Genomic DNA, 17192 nt, shown 5'->3' on the forward strand with positions numbered 1-17192 from the left:
GGAACCCCATGGAAAACCAGAACAGCGTGACCTATGCCGAGGCCGGCGTCGATATCGTGGAGGGCGCCCGTGCCGTGGACGCCATCAAGGACACGGTGCATTCCACCTATCGCCCCGAAGTGGTGGGCGACATCGGCGGCTTCGGCGGCCTGTTCTCCATCGCGGCGGCCAAGGACATGGCCGATCCGCTTTTGGTGTCGGGCACCGATGGCGTGGGCACGAAGCTCAAGGTCGCTCAGCGTCTTGGCGTGCACGATACGGTGGGCATCGATCTGGTGGCCATGTGCGTGAACGACATTCTTGCCACCGGCGCGGAGCCTTTGTTCTTCCTCGACTACGTGGCCGTGGGCAAGCTGGATTCCGGGGCCATGGCCAAAATCGTCGGGGGCATCGGCGAGGGCTGCCGCCAATCCGGCTGCGCGCTCATCGGCGGCGAGATGGCCGAGCATCCCGGTGTGATGGATCCGGACGACTACGATCTGTCGGGTTTCTGCGTGGGGCTGGTCGACCGGCCGCGCATGTTGGATCCCGAGAGCGTGCGTGAGGGCGACGTGCTCATCGGCCTCGCCTCGTCCGGCCTGCATTCCAACGGCTACTCGCTGGCCCGCAAAGTGTGCGTCGAGGGCCGCAGCGAAGAGGAGCTCCGCGAGGGGCGCGAGGAGCTCGCCGGCCAGTCCATTTTGGAGGCGCTGCTCACAACGACGCGCATCTACGTGAAGCCGGTGCGCGCCGTTATGGAAGCGGTGCCCGGCGCTGTTCGCGCGCTCGCCCACATCACTGGCGGCGGCATCACCGAGAACCTGAACCGCGCCCTGCCGGCCACCGTGAACGCCGAGGTCGACTTGGGCACCTGGTCCATCCCGCCTGTGGTGCGTTTCGCCTGCGAGCAGGCGAACCTCTCCGAGGCCGAGGCGCTCAAGACCTTCAACATGGGCCTCGGCATGATTCTCATCGTGAATCCGGACGAGGCTGAGGCCGTGGAGGCCGCCCTGGCCGATGCCGGCGAGCAGACCTTCCGCGTCGGCCGCATCGTCGCTGGCGGGGGCGAGGTCCACTACGCCAACGAGGGCGGCTTGTTCGCGTAGTCCCTGCGACCGAGAGAAGGGAAATGAGATGGAGAAGCTGAAGATCGGCGTGCTGCTCTCCGGTAGCGGAACGAACTTGCAGGCCATCATCGACGAGATTGCCGAGGATCTGCCGGTTGAGATTGTGCATGTGCTGTCCTCGCGCCCCGATGCCTACGGCATCGAACGCGCTCGGGCGGCCGGCATTCCCGTGACGGTGTTCGACCGCTCCTGCTACGAGGATCCCACGGCCGCCGACGGGCGCATCGCCGCCATCATGGATAAGGCTGGGGCTGAGTACCTGGTCATGGCCGGCTATATGCGCAAGCTCACCCCGGTAGTGCTCGACGCCTTCCCCGATCGCGTGCTGAATCTGCACCCGGCGCTATTGCCCTCCTTCAAGGGCGCCCATGCTATTCAAGATGCATGGGATGCCGGTGTGAAGGTGACGGGCGTGACGGTGCATCTGGCCAACGAGGACTACGACAAGGGGCCCATCGTGGCTCAGCGCGCGGTGCCGGTGCTGGAAGGTGACGATATCGACGCTTTGGAGGCGCGCATCCACGAGACCGAGCACGTCATTTACCCCGAGGTGCTGCGCGCCATCGCCGAGGGCCGCATGACCCTGGATGCCGACCGCAAGATTCATATTCAACCGCTCGGTTAAAAGCGCGCTCGGTGACACAAATTTAGGATTTTTTGGTCAAAAACCTGAGAAGTGAGTCTTGCGACGTTGGTTTTGGGCTCGAAACAATCGAAAATGTGTCCCGTTGCGCATCATTTTGGCGTGAATAGCGTCTTGTTGGTCAAAATATAGACTCATTTCTCGACTTTTTGACCATTTTTGAGAAAAATATTGCGGAGGAACCCATGAAACGAGAGACCATCGAAACCATTGTCGCTGATTTGCGAGCCGGTCGTGTGCCCGAGCTGGCCGTCGAGGATTTCCCGGCGTTCTCGGAAGAGGCGACGGCGGGCGATGCGCACATCGGCCCCGCGACGCTGGAGGCTATCGCCGCCACGCTAACTGAGGCCGATATCCCCACGTTCGAGCGCGCCTTGCGCGCTATGGACGAGGGCGATTTGGCGTGGCTCGGCTTCAAGGTCGTCTACGACGGGGCTGCTGCCCAGGGCAATGTGGACAATGAGGTCACGAAGAAGTACGGCGAGCAGGGTTCCGCCGACGGAGAGCCGCTTGTGTTCTTCTGCAACGATGCCAAGGAAATTGTCGCCTCCCGCGAGCTGTCGCCCCGCGATATCTTCCAGGCGAAGGACGTCACCCGCGGCCCCTCGATGCACAACGATCAGTTCGACGGTCTCACTTGGGCCAGCGAGCCTTTATTCGGGAAGGTGCGCGTCTGGCTGCTTGGAGCGTCCGATGCTGCCGTGGAGGTGGCGCGGCTGGCCGACCGCGTGGGCTTCCATGTGGTGGCCGTCGATTACGACCCGGCGTTTTTGAACGAGGAACGTTTCCCGACTGCCGAGCGCATCATGCTGCATGGGGGCAACTTCGACGAGCTGGCTAACATGCCGGGGCGCCCTGAGGACTATGTGTGCGTGCTGACTCGCGGGCATATGTTCGACCCGGAAAGCTGCGTCTGGGCGCTGCAGAACGGCGTGCACTATGTGGGCATGATGGGGTGCGCGGGCAAGAACTCCACGGTGCACGACCTCGTCATCAATGCGGGCATTTCCGAGTCCGATTGGGATCGCGTGAAGCGGCCCATCGGTCTTAGCTTCGGCGCGAAGACCCCGGCGGAGCTGGCCATCGCCATTGTCGGCGAGCTGGTGGACGTGCGCTACAAGCAGCGCTACAGCGAAGAGGCGCAGGCCCGCCACGAGAAGAGCCTGGGGCGGGAATAGCCGCTCTGGCCGCGCTTGCGCCGCCGACGGAAAAGCCGTGGGAAAACGAGGAGCGCTCTTCCGCAGACGGCTCCTTCCGTGATAACCTGCTTTTCGAAGCGAACGCGCTGTGACTGACGGGTACGCGTGGGGAACCACGGGGGAGCAGCGCGCATATCCTGCCGACCGTCTGGGCAAGCCTTCTCGCAGGAGGGGCTTGCCCTTTTTAGTTGGGTGGGGCGCGGAAGATGCCGACGCGTCGAGAGCCGATGCGGAAAGCGCACCGGTCGCGGCAACGTCGGAGAGCCGAAGAGAAAGGGAACGCCCGTGCAAGACCTCGTCGAACTGCTGGAAAACAATCCCTACCCGGGCCGCGGTATCGTGGTGGGCAAGGACACCGTGTACTACTTCATCATGGGCCGCTCGGTGAACAGCCGCAATCGCATCTTCGCCGCAGAACCCGACGGCATCCGCACCGAGGCCCACGATCCCGCGCTTCTGGAAGATCCGAGCCTCATCATCTACCACCCCGTGCGCACGATGGGCGACGCGCTCGTGGTCACCAACGGCGATCAAACCGACACTATCGTGGAGGCGGGCGATTTCCGCGCTGGCTGCATGCAGCGCGAGTACGAGCCCGACGCGCCGAACTTCACGCCGCGCATCTCGGCCATTGTGAACCCCGACGGCTCGTTTGAGATGTCCATCTTGAAGCACGCCGATGGCGACCGCTGTATCCGCGAGTTCTTCGCCTACGAAGGTGCCGACGAGGGGCAAGGCTACTTCATCAGCACCTATCAGGGCGACGGCAATCCGCTGCCTACCTTCGCCGGCGAGCCCATCCCGGTGACGCTGCCGACTCCCGATGAGCTGTGGGCCGCGCTGAACGATGACAACAAGGTGAGCCTCTACGCCAATGTCGGCGGCGAAGTGACCCTCTACAACAAGAACCTCGGGGATTAATCGCGCCCATCTTCAACTACGGTTGAGCTTGGCGGGATGCGGGGCGCCGCTCACCAAGCGAGTTCCGCAGCGAGCGCAACTGCGCACTCTCAACTACGGCTGAGCTTAGCGAAGATACGGGGTGTTCTGACCGAGCGAGTTCCGCAGCGACTGGAAATGCCCAGTGGGCATTTCCACAAAGCGAGGACTGTCTGAGCGAATCAGAATACCGCGTAGCTTCGCCCCCCGAGGACCCAGAAACATCATAGATAGGAGACTCATGAACGAACTGGAACTCAAGTACGGCTGCAACCCGAACCAGAAGCCGTCCCGCATCTTCATGAAGGACGGCAGCGACCTGCCCATTCGGGTGCTGAACGGCAAGCCCGGCTTCATCAACTTCCTCGACGCCTTCAACTCTTGGCAGCTCGTGAAGGAGCTGAAGGAGGCCACGGGGCTGCCGGCGGCCGCTTCCTTCAAGCACGTGTCCCCGGCTGGGGCCGCCGTGGGCCATCCCCTCACCGAGACCGACCGCGCCATGTACTTCGTGGAAGACGCGGGCGAGCTTTCTCCCATCGCTTGTGCCTACATCCGCGCCCGCGGTGCCGACCGTCTGTGCTCTTATGGCGACTGGGCGGCGCTGTCTGATGTGTGCGATGCCGATGTGGCCCGCTATCTGGCGCGTGAGGTGTCCGACGGCATCATCGCGCCGGGCTACACCGACGAGGCGCTGGAGATTCTGAAGACCAAGCGCAAGGGCTCCTACAACGTGGTGCAGATCGATCCGGACTACGTGCCGGCCGAGACCGAGCTGAAGGACGTCTTCGGCATCACCTTCGAGCAGGGCCACAACAACTTCGAGATCAACGAGGCGCTGCTGGAAAACGTGGTGACCGAGAACAAGGAAATTCCGGAATCGGCAAAGATCGATATGATTGTAGCGCTCATCACGCTGAAGTACACCCAGAGCAATTCCGTGTGCTACGTGAAGGACGGCCAGGCCATCGGTGTGGGCGCCGGCCAGCAAAGTCGCATCCACTGCACGCGCCTGGCGGGCAACAAGGCCGATCAGTGGTGGCTGCGCCAGATGCCCGAGGTGCTGAACCTCCCCTTCAAGGCCGACATTCGTCGCCCCGACCGCGACAATGCCATCGACGTGTACCTGTCCGACGACGAGTGCGACGACGTGCTGCGCGACGGCGAGTGGCAGCGCGTGTTCACCGAGCAGCCCAAGGCCCTGACCCGCGAGCAGAAGAAGGCCTGGATCGCGCAGATGAGCGGCGTGACCGTGGGGTCGGACGCCTTCTTCCCCTTCGGTGACAACGTGGAGCGCGCCCGCAAGTCCGGCGTGGACTACATCGCCGAGCCCGGCGGCTCCATCCGCGACGACAACGTCATCGAGGTGGCCAACAAGTACGGCATCGCCATGGCCTTCACCGGCATGCGCCTGTTCCATCACTAATCGGACGATTGGGGCCTTGCTTGGGGCCTAAAGTGTCGGTTGTCGAACCCTTTGCGGCCGCTCTTTCGAGGGCGGCCGTTTTGCGCCATAATGGGTAGGTCAATGGCCCGTCGGGCCGCGCGTGGGAGCGCGGTGCGCGCCGTGGATGAGAATGCGGCAATGCGCGTCTCGGGAAATGTGGGTGGAAAGCCCGCGCTATGCCAGTAACCGTAAGGTTCGCCGTTGTGCCGAAGGGCGCGGCGGCGGCGAAGTCGGAACACCGAGCCGAACAACAGGGCCCTGGAAGAAAGGATAAGGAACTATGAACAAATTCGACATCACGGAGCTTCCCAAGCAGTGGCTCGTGGCCTTGGTGGCCCTGGCCTTCACCTTCTTGCTGGTGGTGCCGGGCTGCGCCGGGGAGGCGGCCGATAACGGCGGCAACGGCGAGAACGCGGCCGAGCAGGCGGCCCAAGTGGCCGAGGAGGAAGGCCCCATCGAGGCCGGCCAGGCGGCGGAGGACATCGTTGTTCCCGTCTCCATCACGATGCCGGAAAGCGCCGGCGCCGAGCCCAAGACCATCGAGGTGACGGTGCCCGATGGCGCCACGGTGCTGCAGGCGACCGAGGCTGCGGGCTGGGATGTGCAGGTGGAGGACAGCGACTACGGCAAGTTCGTCACCTCCATCAACGGCATCGCCAACGGTTCTGAAGGCGAGGCCTCCGGCTGGGTGTACACGGTGAACGACGAGACGGTCATGGAAGCCTGCGACGTGCGCCAGCTGGCCGCCGGCGACTCCGTGCAGTGGTCGTTCTACGCCGGCTAGCCACCCCTCCGCGCCAAGCGCGCAATCCGGCGGGCTCCTCCAAGCGAGGGGCCCGTTTTGCAAGTCCCCTATGCGAAGGAGCTTTCCATGATCATTCTCGATGAACCCTACGCCTCCGTTCCGCTGCTCGACTGGATGGAGGCCTCGGCGCATCCCGTGCTCGCCAACGGGTTCACCAAGAAGCTCGTGGCGGGCGGCCGCACGTTGAACCTGGTGGACGCCGACGAGTGCGCCCGGCGCCTGGAGGCGGGGGAGCGCATTTACACAAACTCCGAGAACGCTCTGGCCTGGATTCTCGACCACGTGGACAACCCCACGCTCACCGATGCCATTCGCCTGTTCAAGGACAAGGCGGCCATGCGCGAGAAGCTCGCGCCTCTAAGCCCTGGCCTGTTCCATAAGACCGTCGATCGTGCGGGATTGGAAGCGGTAAACGTCGCCGATCTGCCGTTGCCGGTGGTGCTTAAGCCGGCGGTGGGCTTCTGTTCCATGGGCGTCTACGTCATCGAAGAGCCCGAGGATTGGGCGGCGGCCGTGGCCGACATCGCCCGGCGCGAGGACGGCTGGCATGAGCGCTATCCGGAAAGCGTCGTCGGCGGCAGCGAATACCTTATCGAAGGCTACCTCGCTGGTACGGAATACGCCCTGGACGCCTACTTCGACGAGGATGGCGCTCCCCATATCCTGAACATCCTGCGTCACGATTTCGCCGGGCCCGAGGATACCTCCGACAGGATGTATCTCACCGACGGCACCATTGTGGATGCGTGGAATGACCGCTTCACGGCGTGGCTGGCGGCTGTGAACGAGGTGGTGGGCGCCCGCAGCATCCCCGTTCACGTGGAGCTGCGCGTCGACGGCGGCGCCATTGCTCCCATCGAGTTCAACCCCTTGCGCTTCGCGGGCCTCGGCGGCACGGACGTGGCCTTCTACGGGGTGGGCCTGCGCACCTACGAGGCGTTCCTGGAAGATACGCCGGTCGATCTGGCGGCGCTGTACGCGGCGCACCCGGGCAAGGTTTACTCCATGTCGCTGCTGAATCCGGCGCCCGAGGCCGATCTGGCGCGCCCCTTCGACGGTGCGGCGCTCTGCGAGCGGTTCAGCCATGTGCTCGCCTACCATGTTTTCGATCCGGTGACGGTGGGCTTCTACGGGTTCCTGTTCCTGGAAACCGATGCGGAAGGCACGGGGGCTGACGAGCGCGATTGGCTTTTGCGCAGCGATCTCATGGAGTTTGTGGGCGGCGCGTTATAATGATGCACCTACCCCTGTCTCCTACCACGACGGAGGTGCGCTGATGCGCGGCAATTTGCAGAAGATCATGATCGGCCTGGTGGTCGTTATCGTGCTCGCATTCATATTCTTTTCCGGCGACTCGCTGGTGAAGCTTGTCGACACCATCAAGCAGGGCACGCCCTTTTTCATCATTGCGGCGGTAGTGGCCCAGCTGTGCAAGTACCTGGCCCAGGGCCGCGGCTTTCAGGCCTGCTTCAACACCGTGAACGGGCACATCAGCTACCGCACGGGCCTGTCGCTGGTGTTCGGTACCTTCTTCATGAACACGGTGGCGCCTTCGATGAACCTGGCCGGCACGTCGCTTGTCATGGCCACGGCCACGCGCAACGGCATGCAGGCGGGCAAGGGCACCACGGCGGCGCTGCTCATGCAGCTATCCATCGATTCCGGTTTCGTCATCATCATGCTCACCACCTTCGGCGTGCTCACCTTCACGGTGGGGCTGCAACCGGGGTGGCTGGCGCTCGGGCTGGTGGCCGTGGCGCTCGTGGGCGGCCTCGTGTTCGTCATCGCCGTGGGCGGGCTGAAGCCCCAGCTGGTGCTGAAGGTGCTGCGTCCGTTCGTGAAGCTCGCCGACAAGATCCTCGCGAAGTTCAAGAAGCCGGCCATTGACGAGTCCGTGGAGCGCACGATCCACAACTTCTCCAGCGCCGCGCACCTCATCACGAAGAACCCGCGCAAGACGGTGCAATCGTTTTTGTGGACGACCCTCTCCAGCATCTGCGAGATGAGCTGCTTTGTGCTCGTTGGCTTCGCGTTCGGCGTGCACCACCCAGAAGCGCTCATTTGCGGGTATGTTGTGGCCACGCTGTTCGCTATGATTTCCTTTGTGCCCCAGGGTGTCGGCGTTGTGGAGGCGGCGGTAACCGTGGCCTTCGCGCTGTTCGGCATCGGCTCGGCCACGGGTCTTGCCGTGGTCATCGTCTATCGCGGCATTGTGTTCTGGCTGCCGTTCCTTGTGGGCGCAGTGGTCATCCAGCGCATAAAGGCGTTCATGCCGCTGGGCTCGCGCGATTTGAAGGGCAAGGCCGAAGCCATGGAGCACGAGCTGCCCGACAAGGTGGAGGCCGTGAAGCAGGTGGAGGCCGACGAGGCCGCCAAGTGGGAGACGGCTGAGGGCCGGTCCGAGCCCGAGAAGGTGCCGGTGGCCCCGAAGGCTTTGCCGGCGGCTGGGTCGGGGAAGCCTTCGAAGGAGACGAAATAGGCGGGTGCCGCGAGGGCGCCCGACGTGAAAGGAAGCGGAAGCGATGACGGAGACGAATCTGACGGGCGCGGCCCTGGATGTGGCGCAGAAGCGCGAGGCGCAGGGGCTCAACCATACGCTGGGCATCCACTTCACCAAGGTGGAACCGGGCCTGGTGGAAGCGGAGATGTCCATCACCCCGGCGCTTCTGCAGCCGTTCGGCTTTTTGCACGGGGGCGCCACCATCGCGCTTCTGGAATCGGTCGCTTCGGCCGGCGGCGAGCTGGCATGCGACTTGGAGACCGAGCAGCCCTTCGGCGTGGAGGTGACCATCCGTCACAAGAAGAGCGGTCGGGAAGGCGATGTGGCTCGCGGCGTGGCGAAGCTCGCCGAGCGCAAACCGTCGTCGAAGGCCGGCTACAAGCTGTACTGGGACGTGGCCGCCTACGACGGGGACGGCGACGTCATCAGCGACGGCGTCATCGTGGTGAAGGTGGTGCCGAAGGACTACCTCGCCCAAAAGCTCGCCGAGCGCGGGCAGGCGTAAAATTCCGCCGACTTTTCTCTTGCGCTGGGCGGGCTCTGTGGTATCATAGCGTTCGCTGTCCGCAAGGCAGCATTTCGGGTTGTGGCTCAGTTTGGTAGAGCGCTGCGTTCGGGACGCAGAGGCCGCAGGTTCAAATCCTGTCAACCCGACCATCGAATTCAAGAGCCGGCCCCGCGCCGGCTCTTCTTGTATGGAAGGGAAATGCTCATGCGCATACTGGTCGTGAATGCGGGTTCGTCGTCGCTGAAGAGCCAGCTTATCGAGACTGACGGCAAGGTTTCGCTCATGAAGTGCCTGGCCGAGAAGGTGGGCACGCCTGACGCTTACATGAACGTGGCCTTCGCGCCCGATTTCCAGAAGGTCACCTATCATGTGGCAAACATGACCGTGGCCGAGTGCCTGAAGAAGCTTTTGGAGGTGCTCGTCGACGATCCGGAGAGCCCCATCAGCGACCTCTCGCAGATCGACGCCATCGGCAACCGCATCGTGGCCGGCGGCGAGTACTTCACCAAGTCCGTCATCATCGACGAGCCGGCCCGCGAGAAGCTCACCTTGTGTGAGGAGCTGGCGCCGCTGCACAACCCGCCGGCCGACGCTTGCATCGACATGATGGCCGCGCTCATGCCGGATACGCCCCAGGTCGCCGTTTTCGACACCGCCTTCCACGCCACCATGCCCGCGAAGGCCTACATGTACCCGTTGCCGGCCCGCTACTACGACGACTACCGCATCCGCCGCTACGGCGCTCACGGCACGAGCCACCGCTACGCGGCCCAGCAGGCGGCGAACCTGCTCGGCCGTCCGCTGCGCGACTTGGGCCTCATCACGTGCCACCTTGGCAACGGCGGCTCCATTACGGCGGTCAACCATGGGAAGTCCATCGATACCACCATGGGCTTCACGCCGCTGGAGGGTCTCATGATGGGCACGCGAAGCGGCTCCATCGACCCGGCCATCCTCACCTACATCATGCGCCGCGAGGGCATCTCCTTCGACGAGATGGACGCCGTGCTGAACCGCGAGAGCGGCGTGCTCGGCGTGTCGGGGCTGTCGGCCGACATGCGCGACGTGCTGGCGGCGGCCGATGAGGGCGACGAGCAGGCGCGGCTGGCCATCGACATGTACGTGTACCGGGTGCAGAAGGCCATCGGCGGCTTCTACGCGGCCATGACCCGCACCGACGCCGTGGTGATGACCGCCGGCATCGGCGAGAACTCCGCCGAGCTGCGCGAGCTCATCTTCGAGGGGCTGGCCCACATGGGCATGATCCTCGATCGCGAGCGCAACCACGTGGTGGGCCAGATCGGCGTGAACCGCATCATCTCCATCGACGACAGCCCCATCAAGATCTGCGTGGTCACCACCGACGAGGAGATGCGCATCGCCCGCGAGACCGACAACCTCGTAAGCCAGCTGGGATAGAGCATTTTCCGAAATCTTCCGACAAAACACCTTCCCCAATCGTGTTAGAGGAAAGGGAAGGAGAAACCGTGGCCTCGCAAACCGAGATGGAAGCTGTGTACCCCCTCCACATTGGGGTGGTGTACCGGCTGTGCTACTCCTATTTGGGAAGCGCCGCCAAGGCCGAGGATGCCGCCCAGGCAGTGTTTCTCTCGCTGGTAGAGCATCCCCGCACGTTCAACGACGCCGAGCATGAGAAGGCGTGGCTGATCGTCTGCGCCCAAAACCGCTGCCGCGATGTGATGAGAAGCGCTCGCTGGGGTGGCTGAGCCCCGACGAGTACCGCCGCAGCGAGGGCTGGGCGGTGTAGGAAGGTACGAAAAGACGTCCGCACCCCCGGCCCTTCACCTTGGTGGCTTCGTTAGTGATGACGCCGCCGTTGTTCTGCTCGGCGCCGGTGCCGGAGAGCGTGACCACGCACCCCAGCGGGATGAAGGCGGTCGGCGTCTTGTCCTGCACGTGCTCGAAATCGTCGATGTCCTCGTCGAGCAGCGCCTGAGCGGAGACGATCTTGCAGCAATCGAACACCGAACCGCCGCCCACGGCGAGGATGAAGTCGACCCCTTCCTCACGGGCGATGCGGGCCCCTTCCTGCACCTTCTCGTAGGTGGGGTTAGGCATGATGCCCGGGAATTCCACGACGGTCTTCCCCCGCATCTTGAAGCGCCGCCACGATTTCGTCGTAGAGGCCCGTGCGCTTGATGGAGCCTCCGCCGTAAGCGAGCATGACCTTCTCGCCCATGGCGGGCAGCTCGGCGGCGAGCGCGGTGTGCAGAGCGCCTTCGCCGAAGTAGTTCTTGACGGGGTACTGGTAAGTGAACGAGTTCATGGGAATCCTTTCTTGTCAGGATGTCTTTCAGCTGCTAAAGTGCGACTCTATCAACCGGTAGTTACTACCGCAAAAGGGCAGTGGCAGCGAAAGCAAGGAGCATTCACAAACATGACGCAGCTTTACTCCATGAAGCAGGTGTGCGAGACGACGGGCCTCACCTACGAGACGCTGAAGTTCTACTGCAACCAGGGGCTCGTGCCCAATGTGAAGCGAGACGCGAACAACCGCCGCGTTTTCGACGAGCGCGATGTCGAGTGGGTCAAAAGTCTGACGTGCCTTAAGCGCTGCGATATGAGCATCCAGGAAATGAAGGAGTACCTAGCGCTGTGCTTGCAGGGGGCCGCCAGCATTCCCGAGCGCAAAACGATGCTCGCGGCCAAGCGCGCGCGACTTGCGGAGCTACTCGTCGAGGTGCAAAAGAGCATCGACTATATCGATTGGAAACAGGGCTTCTACGACGATGTTCTGGCGGGAAGGACGGAGTACACAAGCAACCTGCTGCCTCGATAGGGCCGCACGCTCTCTTTCGCTCAAGGGGTTGCATGGCTCGGCGCGGGGCGATCCTGCCCCCTTACTCGTACCCCATGGCCGCAAGCTGGTCCTCGTTAAGGCCGAAGTAGTGGCCCAGCTCGTGGATGATGGTCTTGCCGACCTCTTCCACGATTTCCTCGCGGCTGTTGAAGCAGCGCTCGTGTGGGCCTTTGAAGATGGTGATGACGTCGGGGATGTCGTCGTCGTAGCCGTTGGCCCGTTCCACGATGGACAGCCCGTCGAACAGCCCGAGAAGGTCGTCGAATTCGTCCTCGTCGTCCTCCGCCTCGTATTCGCCGCCTGCGTCTTCCGCTGCTGCGTCGTCTTTTGCATCGCGTTCCGCAGGCGTATACGATTCGGGGCCATCTTCGTCTTCGACAAACGCTGGTTCGATGTCCCATTCCTCGTCATAGCCCACATGGTAGGCGCTTGGCTCTTCTTCCCATACGATGGCCACGTTGTTCAGCGCTTCCATGAACTGCTCGGGCATCGCATCAAGGGCCTCGGCGATGGCGGTTTCGAATTCCTCATCGGTCATGCGGTACATAGCTGCTCCTTCTGGATGCGAATGCTGAACACCCATTTTATCCCATCGAGGTTGCGGCGAACCGTAGCCCGAGGCGTGTTTTTGTCACGACGCAGCAAGCATCGCGTCATTATCCTGCCCCAGGCTACGGTGTATCGTGTGGATAACATATCGATTTCTGGCATATCGCCTGGTCGTAGCCCCGGGGCGATTTGTTGTATCAGGATAACACCGTAGCCAGACAAGGAAAAATGCCTGGCTCTTCGAACCGGGGTGGCAAAAATTTGTTTCTGGCTACGGTCGCCGCTTTTCTTTCGCGCCTTTTGCGAGAGGTGGAGGCTGAACGGCGGCCGTCGTTGAAGTATTTGTGCGAAACACGGCGCGGTGAGGGGGTTTGTGTTACCATTGCCCGCGCATTCAAAGGCGCGCGGAGGGTCCGGGCGCACTGCTCGTCGGAAACGAGACAACGGCGGGCGATCATCGATAAGGCAAGGCGACCCCTTGCCCGACCTTATGGAGGAATTGCATGAAGATTCTGGGCATGGGAGTTCCCGAGCTCCTCATCATCCTGGTCGTTATCCTGCTCATCTTCGGCCCGAAGAACCTGCCCAAACTCGGCAGCGCGCTCGGCAAGACGGTGAAGAACCTGCGCGAGGGCATGGGCGCCGGCGAAAAGGACGTCGAGGAAGCCGCCGACGACGAGGAAGTCGTCGAAGTGGTGGAAGAGGTCGTGGAAGAGCCTGCTGCCGCTCCGAAGAAGACGGTGAAGAAGGTCGTCAAGAAGAAGGCCGAGTAACCTCGCTCCTTCGACAACATCAGGTAAGAACGGTGGTGCGCCCGCTGCGTTAGGCGGGCGCACCACCGATGTATAAGAGAGAAAACAGGAATCATCATGGCTAACGACAACTACGTGCTGACCGAAGAAGGCAAGAAGAAGCTCGAGGAGGAGCTGCACTACCTCGAGAACGAGAAGCGCGCCGAAATCGGCGAGCGCATCAAGGTCGCTCGCGAGTTCGGCGACATCTCCGAGAACTCCGAGTACGACGACGCCAAAAACGAGCAGGGCATGATGGAGGCGCGCATCGCCGAGATCAGCCGCATCCTCTCCGAGGCCACCGTCGTGAACGCGCCGAAGCGCTCGAGCAAGGTGAATATCGGCTCCACGGTGACCGTGGACATGAACGGCCGCGAGCGCGTGTTCACCATCGTGGGCGGCGCCGAGTCCGACGCCCACGAGGGCAAGATCTCCAACGAGTCGCCGGTGGGTCAGGCGCTGCTCGGCTGCAAGAAGGGCGACGAAGTGACGACGACCGGCCCCACTGGTCGCGACATCAAGCTGACCGTTATCAAGATCGAGCACTAGGAGACCGGAATGGCCGAAGCGGTAGAAATCATCGAAGACGATCCCATCGAGGTGCGCCGCGCCAAGCGCGAGGCGCTGATTGCCGCGGGCATCGATCCCTATGGGCACTCGGTCAAGCGCAGCCATACGGTGGGCGAGCTGAACGAGAAGTACGCGCACTTGGAAGACGGCGAGTCCACTGAGGACGCGGTGCTCATCGCCGGCCGTGTCATGGCCAAGCGCGTCCAGGGCAAGATCGCGTTTCTGGAGCTGCGCGAGTCCGGCTGCGACATTCAGCTGTTCTGCCGCATCAACGCGCTGGGCGAGGAAGCTTTCGCGGCGCTGTGCGATTTGGACGTGGGCGACTGGATTGCCGTGCATGGCACCATGATGCGCACGAAGCGCGGGCAGCTGTCCGTGGCGGTGGATTCCTTCGAGCTGATGAGCAAGTCGCTGCGCCCTCTGCCTGAGAAGTTCCACGGCCTGACGGACAAGGAGACCCGCTATCGCCAGCGCTACGTGGATCTCGTCATGAACCCCGAGGTGCGCACCACCTTCGAGCGCCGCTTCAAGATCGTCTCGGCTATCCGCCGCTACATGGAGGGCCAGGGCTACTACGAGGTGGAGACGCCGTTTCTGCATGCCATCATCGGCGGCGCGAACGCGAAGCCCTTCATCACGCACTTCAACGCGCTTGATCGCGACTACTACCTGCGCATCGCCACGGAGCTGCCGCTGAAGCGTCTGCTCGTGGGCGGTTTCGAGAAGGTGTTCGAGATCGGTCGCCAGTTCCGCAACGAGGGCATGGATCCGTACCACAACCCCGAGTTCACCACCATGGAGGCCTACGAGGCCTTCGGCGACCTCGACTCCATGATGGATCTCACCGAGGGCTGCATCAAGGCCGCGGCCGAGGCGGCCTGCGGCACCCTTAAGATCGAGTACCAGGGAACGCCGGTAGACCTGTCCGGCGACTGGCGCCGCGCCTCCATGATGGAGCTGGCCAGCGAGCACGCCGGCGAGGAGGTGTCCTTCGACCGCACTCGCGACGAGCTGGTGGCCATTCTGGAAAAAAACGGCGGCCATGCCGAGGCGGCCTGGGGCAAGGGCAAGCTCATCTCCGAGATCTTCGAGGCCGTGGCGGAGGAGAAGCTCATCCAGCCCACCTTCGTCGTCGACCACCCGCTGGAGATCTCGCCCCTGGCGAAGAAGCATCCGGAGAACCCCGAGCTCACTCAGCGCTTCGAGCTGTTCATCCTGGGCCACGAGTACGGCAACGCCTTCACCGAGCTGAACGACCCGGTGGATCAGGCCGAGCGCTTCCGCGCCCAGGTGGCGGCCAAGGACATGGGCGACGACGAGGCCATGGGCTTCGACGCCGACTACATCCGCGCGCTGGAGTACGGCATGCCGCCGGCCGGTGGCGTGGGCATCGGCATCGACCGCTTGGTCATGTTGCTCACCGATGCGCCGTCCATTCGCGACGTGCTGCTGTTCCCGCACATGAAGGACGAGGTGCTCGGGGACGGGAGGCCGGTGTGCGCGACTGAGAAGGCGCCGGCCGAGGGTGCGCCGGCTGAGGGTGCGCCGGTTGCAACTTGCGCGGCTGAGGCCACCAGTGCCGAGCCCTCCGAGCCCATCGATTTCTCCAACGTCGTCATCGAGCCCCTCTTCGAAGACGAGGTGGATTTCGACACGTTCAGCAAGTCGGACTTCCGCGCCGTGAAGGTGAAGGAGTGCGTCGCGGTGCCGAAGTCGAAGAAGCTTTTGCAGTTCACCCTGGACGATGGCACGGGCACCGACCGCACCATCCTGTCGGGCATCCATGCCTACTACGAGCCGGAGGAACTTGTGGGGCGTACGCTCATCGCCATCACCAACCTGCCGCCGCGCAAGATGATGGGCGTGGCCTCCGAGGGCATGCTCATGTCGGCCATCCACGAGGTGCCCGGCGACGACGGCGAGCCCGAGGAGCGCCTGAACCTCCTCATGGTAGACGACCACATCCCCGCCGGTGCCAAGCTGTACTAGGCGCTTGCGCTGACGACTCCAGGACGGCCCCCTTCGCAACTGCGGCGAAGGGGGCCGTCCTTTGTATCCAGCTTCTTGACGGCTGGTGGATGGCGACGCGTTGTGGGGCGTCCTCTGCTTAGAATGGGAGGGGAGAGGAGGTGCCCCATGAGCGCCACAGATGACGAACGGCAACGCGACGAAGACGACGAGCGCGCTGCCCGCGAGCGGCGGGAGCGCCGCGAGGAGCGCCGGCGGCGCAAGGAGCGCACGCGCCGCGAGAGCCTGCGTCGGCGCTTGGGCGACTCCTCCACGTTCAAACGGGAAACCTTCTACGCTTTGGAGAACCTGAATCGGGCGAACTGGCCGGCGAAGATCGTCGGAGGTGCGCTGTTCGCGCTCATCCTCCTGAATGCCGTGGTAGTGTTCGTCTCCGCTCAGCCGGGGCTCGATCCGGTGGCGGCCAATATCATCCAGGGCTTCTACCGATTCTCCACGGTGTGCTTTTTCGTGGAATATATCGCTCGTATCTGGATTGCCGATTTGGCCTACGGTAACTGCACTCTGGCTCGTGCTCGGCTGCGCTATATCTTCTCGCCGTGGGGTATCATTGACCTCTTGTCCTTCGGGCCGAATATGGCGGCATGGTTTTTGCCCGTCACGCCCGCGCTGCAGAACGTCATTAGCGTGGTGCGGTTGGTGCGCCTGATAAAGATCTCCCGCTATATGCGCGGGCTGCGCACGATCGGTCGCGTCATTTCGAAACACTACCATGAAATCGTGGCGTCGTTTCTGGTCATTGCCATGCTCGTGGTGGTGGCCAGTGTGGTGATGTACGAGATTGAGCATCCGGCTCAGCCCGACAAGTTCAACAACCTTTTGTCCGGCATCTACTGGGCCGTGACCACTGTCACAAGCACCGGCTATGGCGACTTGGTGCCCATCACGCCGGCGGGGCGCATCGTGGGCTCGGTCATCATGTTCCTCTCGGTGGCGCTCGTGGCCATTCCCGGCGGCATCTTCTCGGCCGGCTTCGTGGCCGAGTTCCAAAACGCCAACCTCCGCAAGATCGAGCGCGACGTCCGCCGCGAGGACGCTCGTCAAGACAACCGCGACGAGGAGGAGCGCGCCGCCGACGAGGAGGTCGAACGCGCAGTTGGCGAAGAGCCTGAAAAGGAAGCTCCCTCGCGGAATTCTTCTGCGGATCCCTCACAACGTGCCCACAAATAGGGGGTTTCCAAGACCCAGGTTTAGCAATTCAAGATAGGGAGTGCTAAACTGCACGGGAACTATTTGCCGTGCCCGACGTGTCAGTTTTACCAGAGAGAAAGCATTCGCAGAAGGGCACC

General features: G+C 63.1%; 19 protein-coding genes, 1 tRNA gene and 2 riboswitches. Of the genes, 17 read left to right on the forward strand and 3 right to left on the reverse strand.

Going from position 1 to position 17192, the window contains the following annotated elements; genetic code table 11:
- The first annotated feature begins 8 nt into the window (after window positions 1–8).
- The 12 genes from purM (at window position 9) to ACYVRU_RS05660 (ending at window position 10871) form a co-directional block, all read left to right on the forward strand.
- On the forward strand, window positions 9–1085 hold the full coding sequence (gene purM / locus ACYVRU_RS05605; protein WP_461185807.1) for a phosphoribosylformylglycinamidine cyclo-ligase: 1077 nt from the start codon (window positions 9–11) through the stop codon (window positions 1083–1085).
- A gap of 28 nt (window positions 1086–1113) precedes the next feature.
- A complete protein-coding gene (purN, locus tag ACYVRU_RS05610) occupies window positions 1114–1731 on the forward strand; it encodes a phosphoribosylglycinamide formyltransferase (RefSeq protein ID WP_114538792.1) in 618 nt (205 codons plus the stop codon).
- Between the two features lie 203 nt (window positions 1732–1934).
- A complete protein-coding gene (locus ACYVRU_RS05615) occupies window positions 1935–2927 on the forward strand; it encodes an XdhC family protein (RefSeq protein ID WP_461185808.1) in 993 nt (330 codons plus the stop codon).
- Window positions 2928–3026: 99 nt separating this feature from the next.
- Window positions 3027–3109, forward strand: a riboswitch (ZMP/ZTP riboswitch).
- Window positions 3110–3233: 124 nt separating this feature from the next.
- Window positions 3234–3869: an IMP cyclohydrolase gene (locus ACYVRU_RS05620; protein WP_173111665.1), complete on the forward strand. Its 636-nt coding sequence runs from the start codon at window positions 3234–3236 to the stop codon at window positions 3867–3869.
- Window positions 3870–4128: 259 nt separating this feature from the next.
- Complete coding sequence (locus ACYVRU_RS05625) at window positions 4129–5310, forward strand: phosphoribosylaminoimidazolecarboxamide formyltransferase (RefSeq protein ID WP_461185809.1); 1182 nt, start codon at window positions 4129–4131, stop codon at window positions 5308–5310.
- Window positions 5311–5461: 151 nt separating this feature from the next.
- A riboswitch (adenosylcobalamin-variant (AdoCbl-variant) riboswitch) is annotated at window positions 5462–5580 on the forward strand.
- A 31-nt stretch (window positions 5581–5611) separates the two neighbouring features.
- Window positions 5612–6115: a DUF4430 domain-containing protein gene (locus tag ACYVRU_RS05630; protein WP_173111671.1), complete on the forward strand. Its 504-nt coding sequence runs from the start codon at window positions 5612–5614 to the stop codon at window positions 6113–6115.
- Between the two features lie 87 nt (window positions 6116–6202).
- Window positions 6203–7369 carry an ATP-grasp domain-containing protein gene (locus ACYVRU_RS05635; RefSeq protein WP_461185810.1) on the forward strand — a complete coding sequence of 389 codons (1167 nt, stop codon included), beginning with the start codon at window positions 6203–6205 and terminating at the stop codon, window positions 7367–7369.
- A gap of 43 nt (window positions 7370–7412) precedes the next feature.
- A complete protein-coding gene (locus ACYVRU_RS05640; RefSeq protein ID WP_461185811.1) occupies window positions 7413–8615 on the forward strand; it encodes a lysylphosphatidylglycerol synthase transmembrane domain-containing protein in 1203 nt (400 codons plus the stop codon).
- A 43-nt stretch (window positions 8616–8658) separates the two neighbouring features.
- Window positions 8659–9141 (forward strand): PaaI family thioesterase, encoded by a 483-nt coding sequence (locus tag ACYVRU_RS05645; protein ID WP_461185812.1) that lies wholly within the window; start codon window positions 8659–8661, stop codon window positions 9139–9141.
- Between the two features lie 75 nt (window positions 9142–9216).
- A tRNA-Pro gene (locus ACYVRU_RS05650) sits at window positions 9217–9293 on the forward strand.
- Window positions 9294–9348: 55 nt separating this feature from the next.
- Window positions 9349–10563 carry an acetate/propionate family kinase gene (locus ACYVRU_RS05655; protein ID WP_461185813.1) on the forward strand — a complete coding sequence of 405 codons (1215 nt, stop codon included), beginning with the start codon at window positions 9349–9351 and terminating at the stop codon, window positions 10561–10563.
- Window positions 10564–10631: 68 nt separating this feature from the next.
- The gene (locus ACYVRU_RS05660) at window positions 10632–10871 is read left to right on the forward strand and encodes an RNA polymerase sigma factor (protein ID WP_461185814.1); all 240 of its coding nucleotides are present in this window, start codon (window positions 10632–10634) and stop codon (window positions 10869–10871) included.
- On the opposite strand, the gene ACYVRU_RS05665 is transcribed toward ACYVRU_RS05660, so the two are convergent.
- Window positions 10780–11259: an iron-containing alcohol dehydrogenase gene (locus ACYVRU_RS05665; protein ID WP_461185815.1), complete on the reverse strand. Its 480-nt coding sequence runs from the start codon at window positions 11257–11259 to the stop codon at window positions 10780–10782. The genes ACYVRU_RS05660 and ACYVRU_RS05665 overlap by 92 nt on opposite strands.
- Window positions 11216–11431 carry a hypothetical protein gene (locus tag ACYVRU_RS05670; RefSeq protein WP_461185816.1) on the reverse strand — a complete coding sequence of 72 codons (216 nt, stop codon included), beginning with the start codon at window positions 11429–11431 and terminating at the stop codon, window positions 11216–11218. Before ACYVRU_RS05670 ends, ACYVRU_RS05665 begins: the two co-directional genes overlap by 44 nt.
- A 111-nt stretch (window positions 11432–11542) precedes the next feature.
- Between ACYVRU_RS05670 and ACYVRU_RS05675 the strand changes: the two genes are divergently transcribed.
- Window positions 11543–11944 carry a MerR family transcriptional regulator gene (locus ACYVRU_RS05675; protein ID WP_288220003.1) on the forward strand — a complete coding sequence of 134 codons (402 nt, stop codon included), beginning with the start codon at window positions 11543–11545 and terminating at the stop codon, window positions 11942–11944.
- A gap of 61 nt (window positions 11945–12005) precedes the next feature.
- Here the strand turns inward: ACYVRU_RS05675 and ACYVRU_RS05680 are convergent, their stop codons facing one another.
- Window positions 12006–12512, reverse strand: coding sequence for a metallopeptidase family protein (locus tag ACYVRU_RS05680; protein WP_227069746.1), 507 nt, complete (start codon window positions 12510–12512; stop codon window positions 12006–12008).
- A 505-nt stretch (window positions 12513–13017) separates the two neighbouring features.
- On the opposite strand from ACYVRU_RS05680, the gene tatA reads away from it, so the two are divergent.
- The 4 genes from tatA to ACYVRU_RS05700 all read left to right on the forward strand — a co-directional run bounded on the left by tatA (window position 13018) and on the right by ACYVRU_RS05700 (window position 17073).
- Complete coding sequence (tatA, locus tag ACYVRU_RS05685) at window positions 13018–13287, forward strand: twin-arginine translocase TatA/TatE family subunit (RefSeq protein WP_114538803.1); 270 nt, start codon at window positions 13018–13020, stop codon at window positions 13285–13287.
- Between the two features lie 96 nt (window positions 13288–13383).
- The gene (greA, locus tag ACYVRU_RS05690) at window positions 13384–13854 is read left to right on the forward strand and encodes a transcription elongation factor GreA (protein WP_022738867.1); all 471 of its coding nucleotides are present in this window, start codon (window positions 13384–13386) and stop codon (window positions 13852–13854) included.
- 9 nt (window positions 13855–13863) lie between these two features.
- Window positions 13864–15864 (forward strand): lysine--tRNA ligase, encoded by a 2001-nt coding sequence (lysS, locus tag ACYVRU_RS05695; RefSeq protein ID WP_461185817.1) that lies wholly within the window; start codon window positions 13864–13866, stop codon window positions 15862–15864.
- 147 nt (window positions 15865–16011) lie between these two features.
- Window positions 16012–17073 carry an ion transporter gene (locus ACYVRU_RS05700; RefSeq protein WP_231699567.1) on the forward strand — a complete coding sequence of 354 codons (1062 nt, stop codon included), beginning with the start codon at window positions 16012–16014 and terminating at the stop codon, window positions 17071–17073.
- The last annotated feature ends 119 nt before the right edge of the window (window positions 17074–17192 follow it).

It is taken from the genome of Adlercreutzia sp. CNCM I-6216 (assembly GCF_977113345.1).

Coding starts and splice junctions, on each gene's coding strand:
- purM (WP_461185807.1), top strand. CDS start 9: ATGGAAAACCAGAACAGCGTGACCTATGCCGAGGCCGGCGTCGATATC.
- purN (WP_114538792.1), top strand. CDS start 1,114: ATGGAGAAGCTGAAGATCGGCGTGCTGCTCTCCGGTAGCGGAACGAAC.
- ACYVRU_RS05615 (WP_461185808.1), top strand. CDS start 1,935: ATGAAACGAGAGACCATCGAAACCATTGTCGCTGATTTGCGAGCCGGT.
- ACYVRU_RS05625 (WP_461185809.1), top strand. CDS start 4,129: ATGAACGAACTGGAACTCAAGTACGGCTGCAACCCGAACCAGAAGCCG.
- ACYVRU_RS05630 (WP_173111671.1), top strand. CDS start 5,612: ATGAACAAATTCGACATCACGGAGCTTCCCAAGCAGTGGCTCGTGGCC.
- ACYVRU_RS05635 (WP_461185810.1), top strand. CDS start 6,203: ATGATCATTCTCGATGAACCCTACGCCTCCGTTCCGCTGCTCGACTGG.
- ACYVRU_RS05640 (WP_461185811.1), top strand. CDS start 7,413: ATGCGCGGCAATTTGCAGAAGATCATGATCGGCCTGGTGGTCGTTATC.
- ACYVRU_RS05645 (WP_461185812.1), top strand. CDS start 8,659: ATGACGGAGACGAATCTGACGGGCGCGGCCCTGGATGTGGCGCAGAAG.
- ACYVRU_RS05655 (WP_461185813.1), top strand. CDS start 9,349: ATGCGCATACTGGTCGTGAATGCGGGTTCGTCGTCGCTGAAGAGCCAG.
- ACYVRU_RS05665 (WP_461185815.1), bottom strand. CDS start 11,259: ATGCGGGGGAAGACCGTCGTGGAATTCCCGGGCATCATGCCTAACCCC.
- ACYVRU_RS05670 (WP_461185816.1), bottom strand. CDS start 11,431: ATGAACTCGTTCACTTACCAGTACCCCGTCAAGAACTACTTCGGCGAA.
- ACYVRU_RS05675 (WP_288220003.1), top strand. CDS start 11,543: ATGACGCAGCTTTACTCCATGAAGCAGGTGTGCGAGACGACGGGCCTC.
- ACYVRU_RS05680 (WP_227069746.1), bottom strand. CDS start 12,512: ATGTACCGCATGACCGATGAGGAATTCGAAACCGCCATCGCCGAGGCC.
- tatA (WP_114538803.1), top strand. CDS start 13,018: ATGAAGATTCTGGGCATGGGAGTTCCCGAGCTCCTCATCATCCTGGTC.
- greA (WP_022738867.1), top strand. CDS start 13,384: ATGGCTAACGACAACTACGTGCTGACCGAAGAAGGCAAGAAGAAGCTC.
- lysS (WP_461185817.1), top strand. CDS start 13,864: ATGGCCGAAGCGGTAGAAATCATCGAAGACGATCCCATCGAGGTGCGC.
- ACYVRU_RS05700 (WP_231699567.1), top strand. CDS start 16,012: ATGAGCGCCACAGATGACGAACGGCAACGCGACGAAGACGACGAGCGC.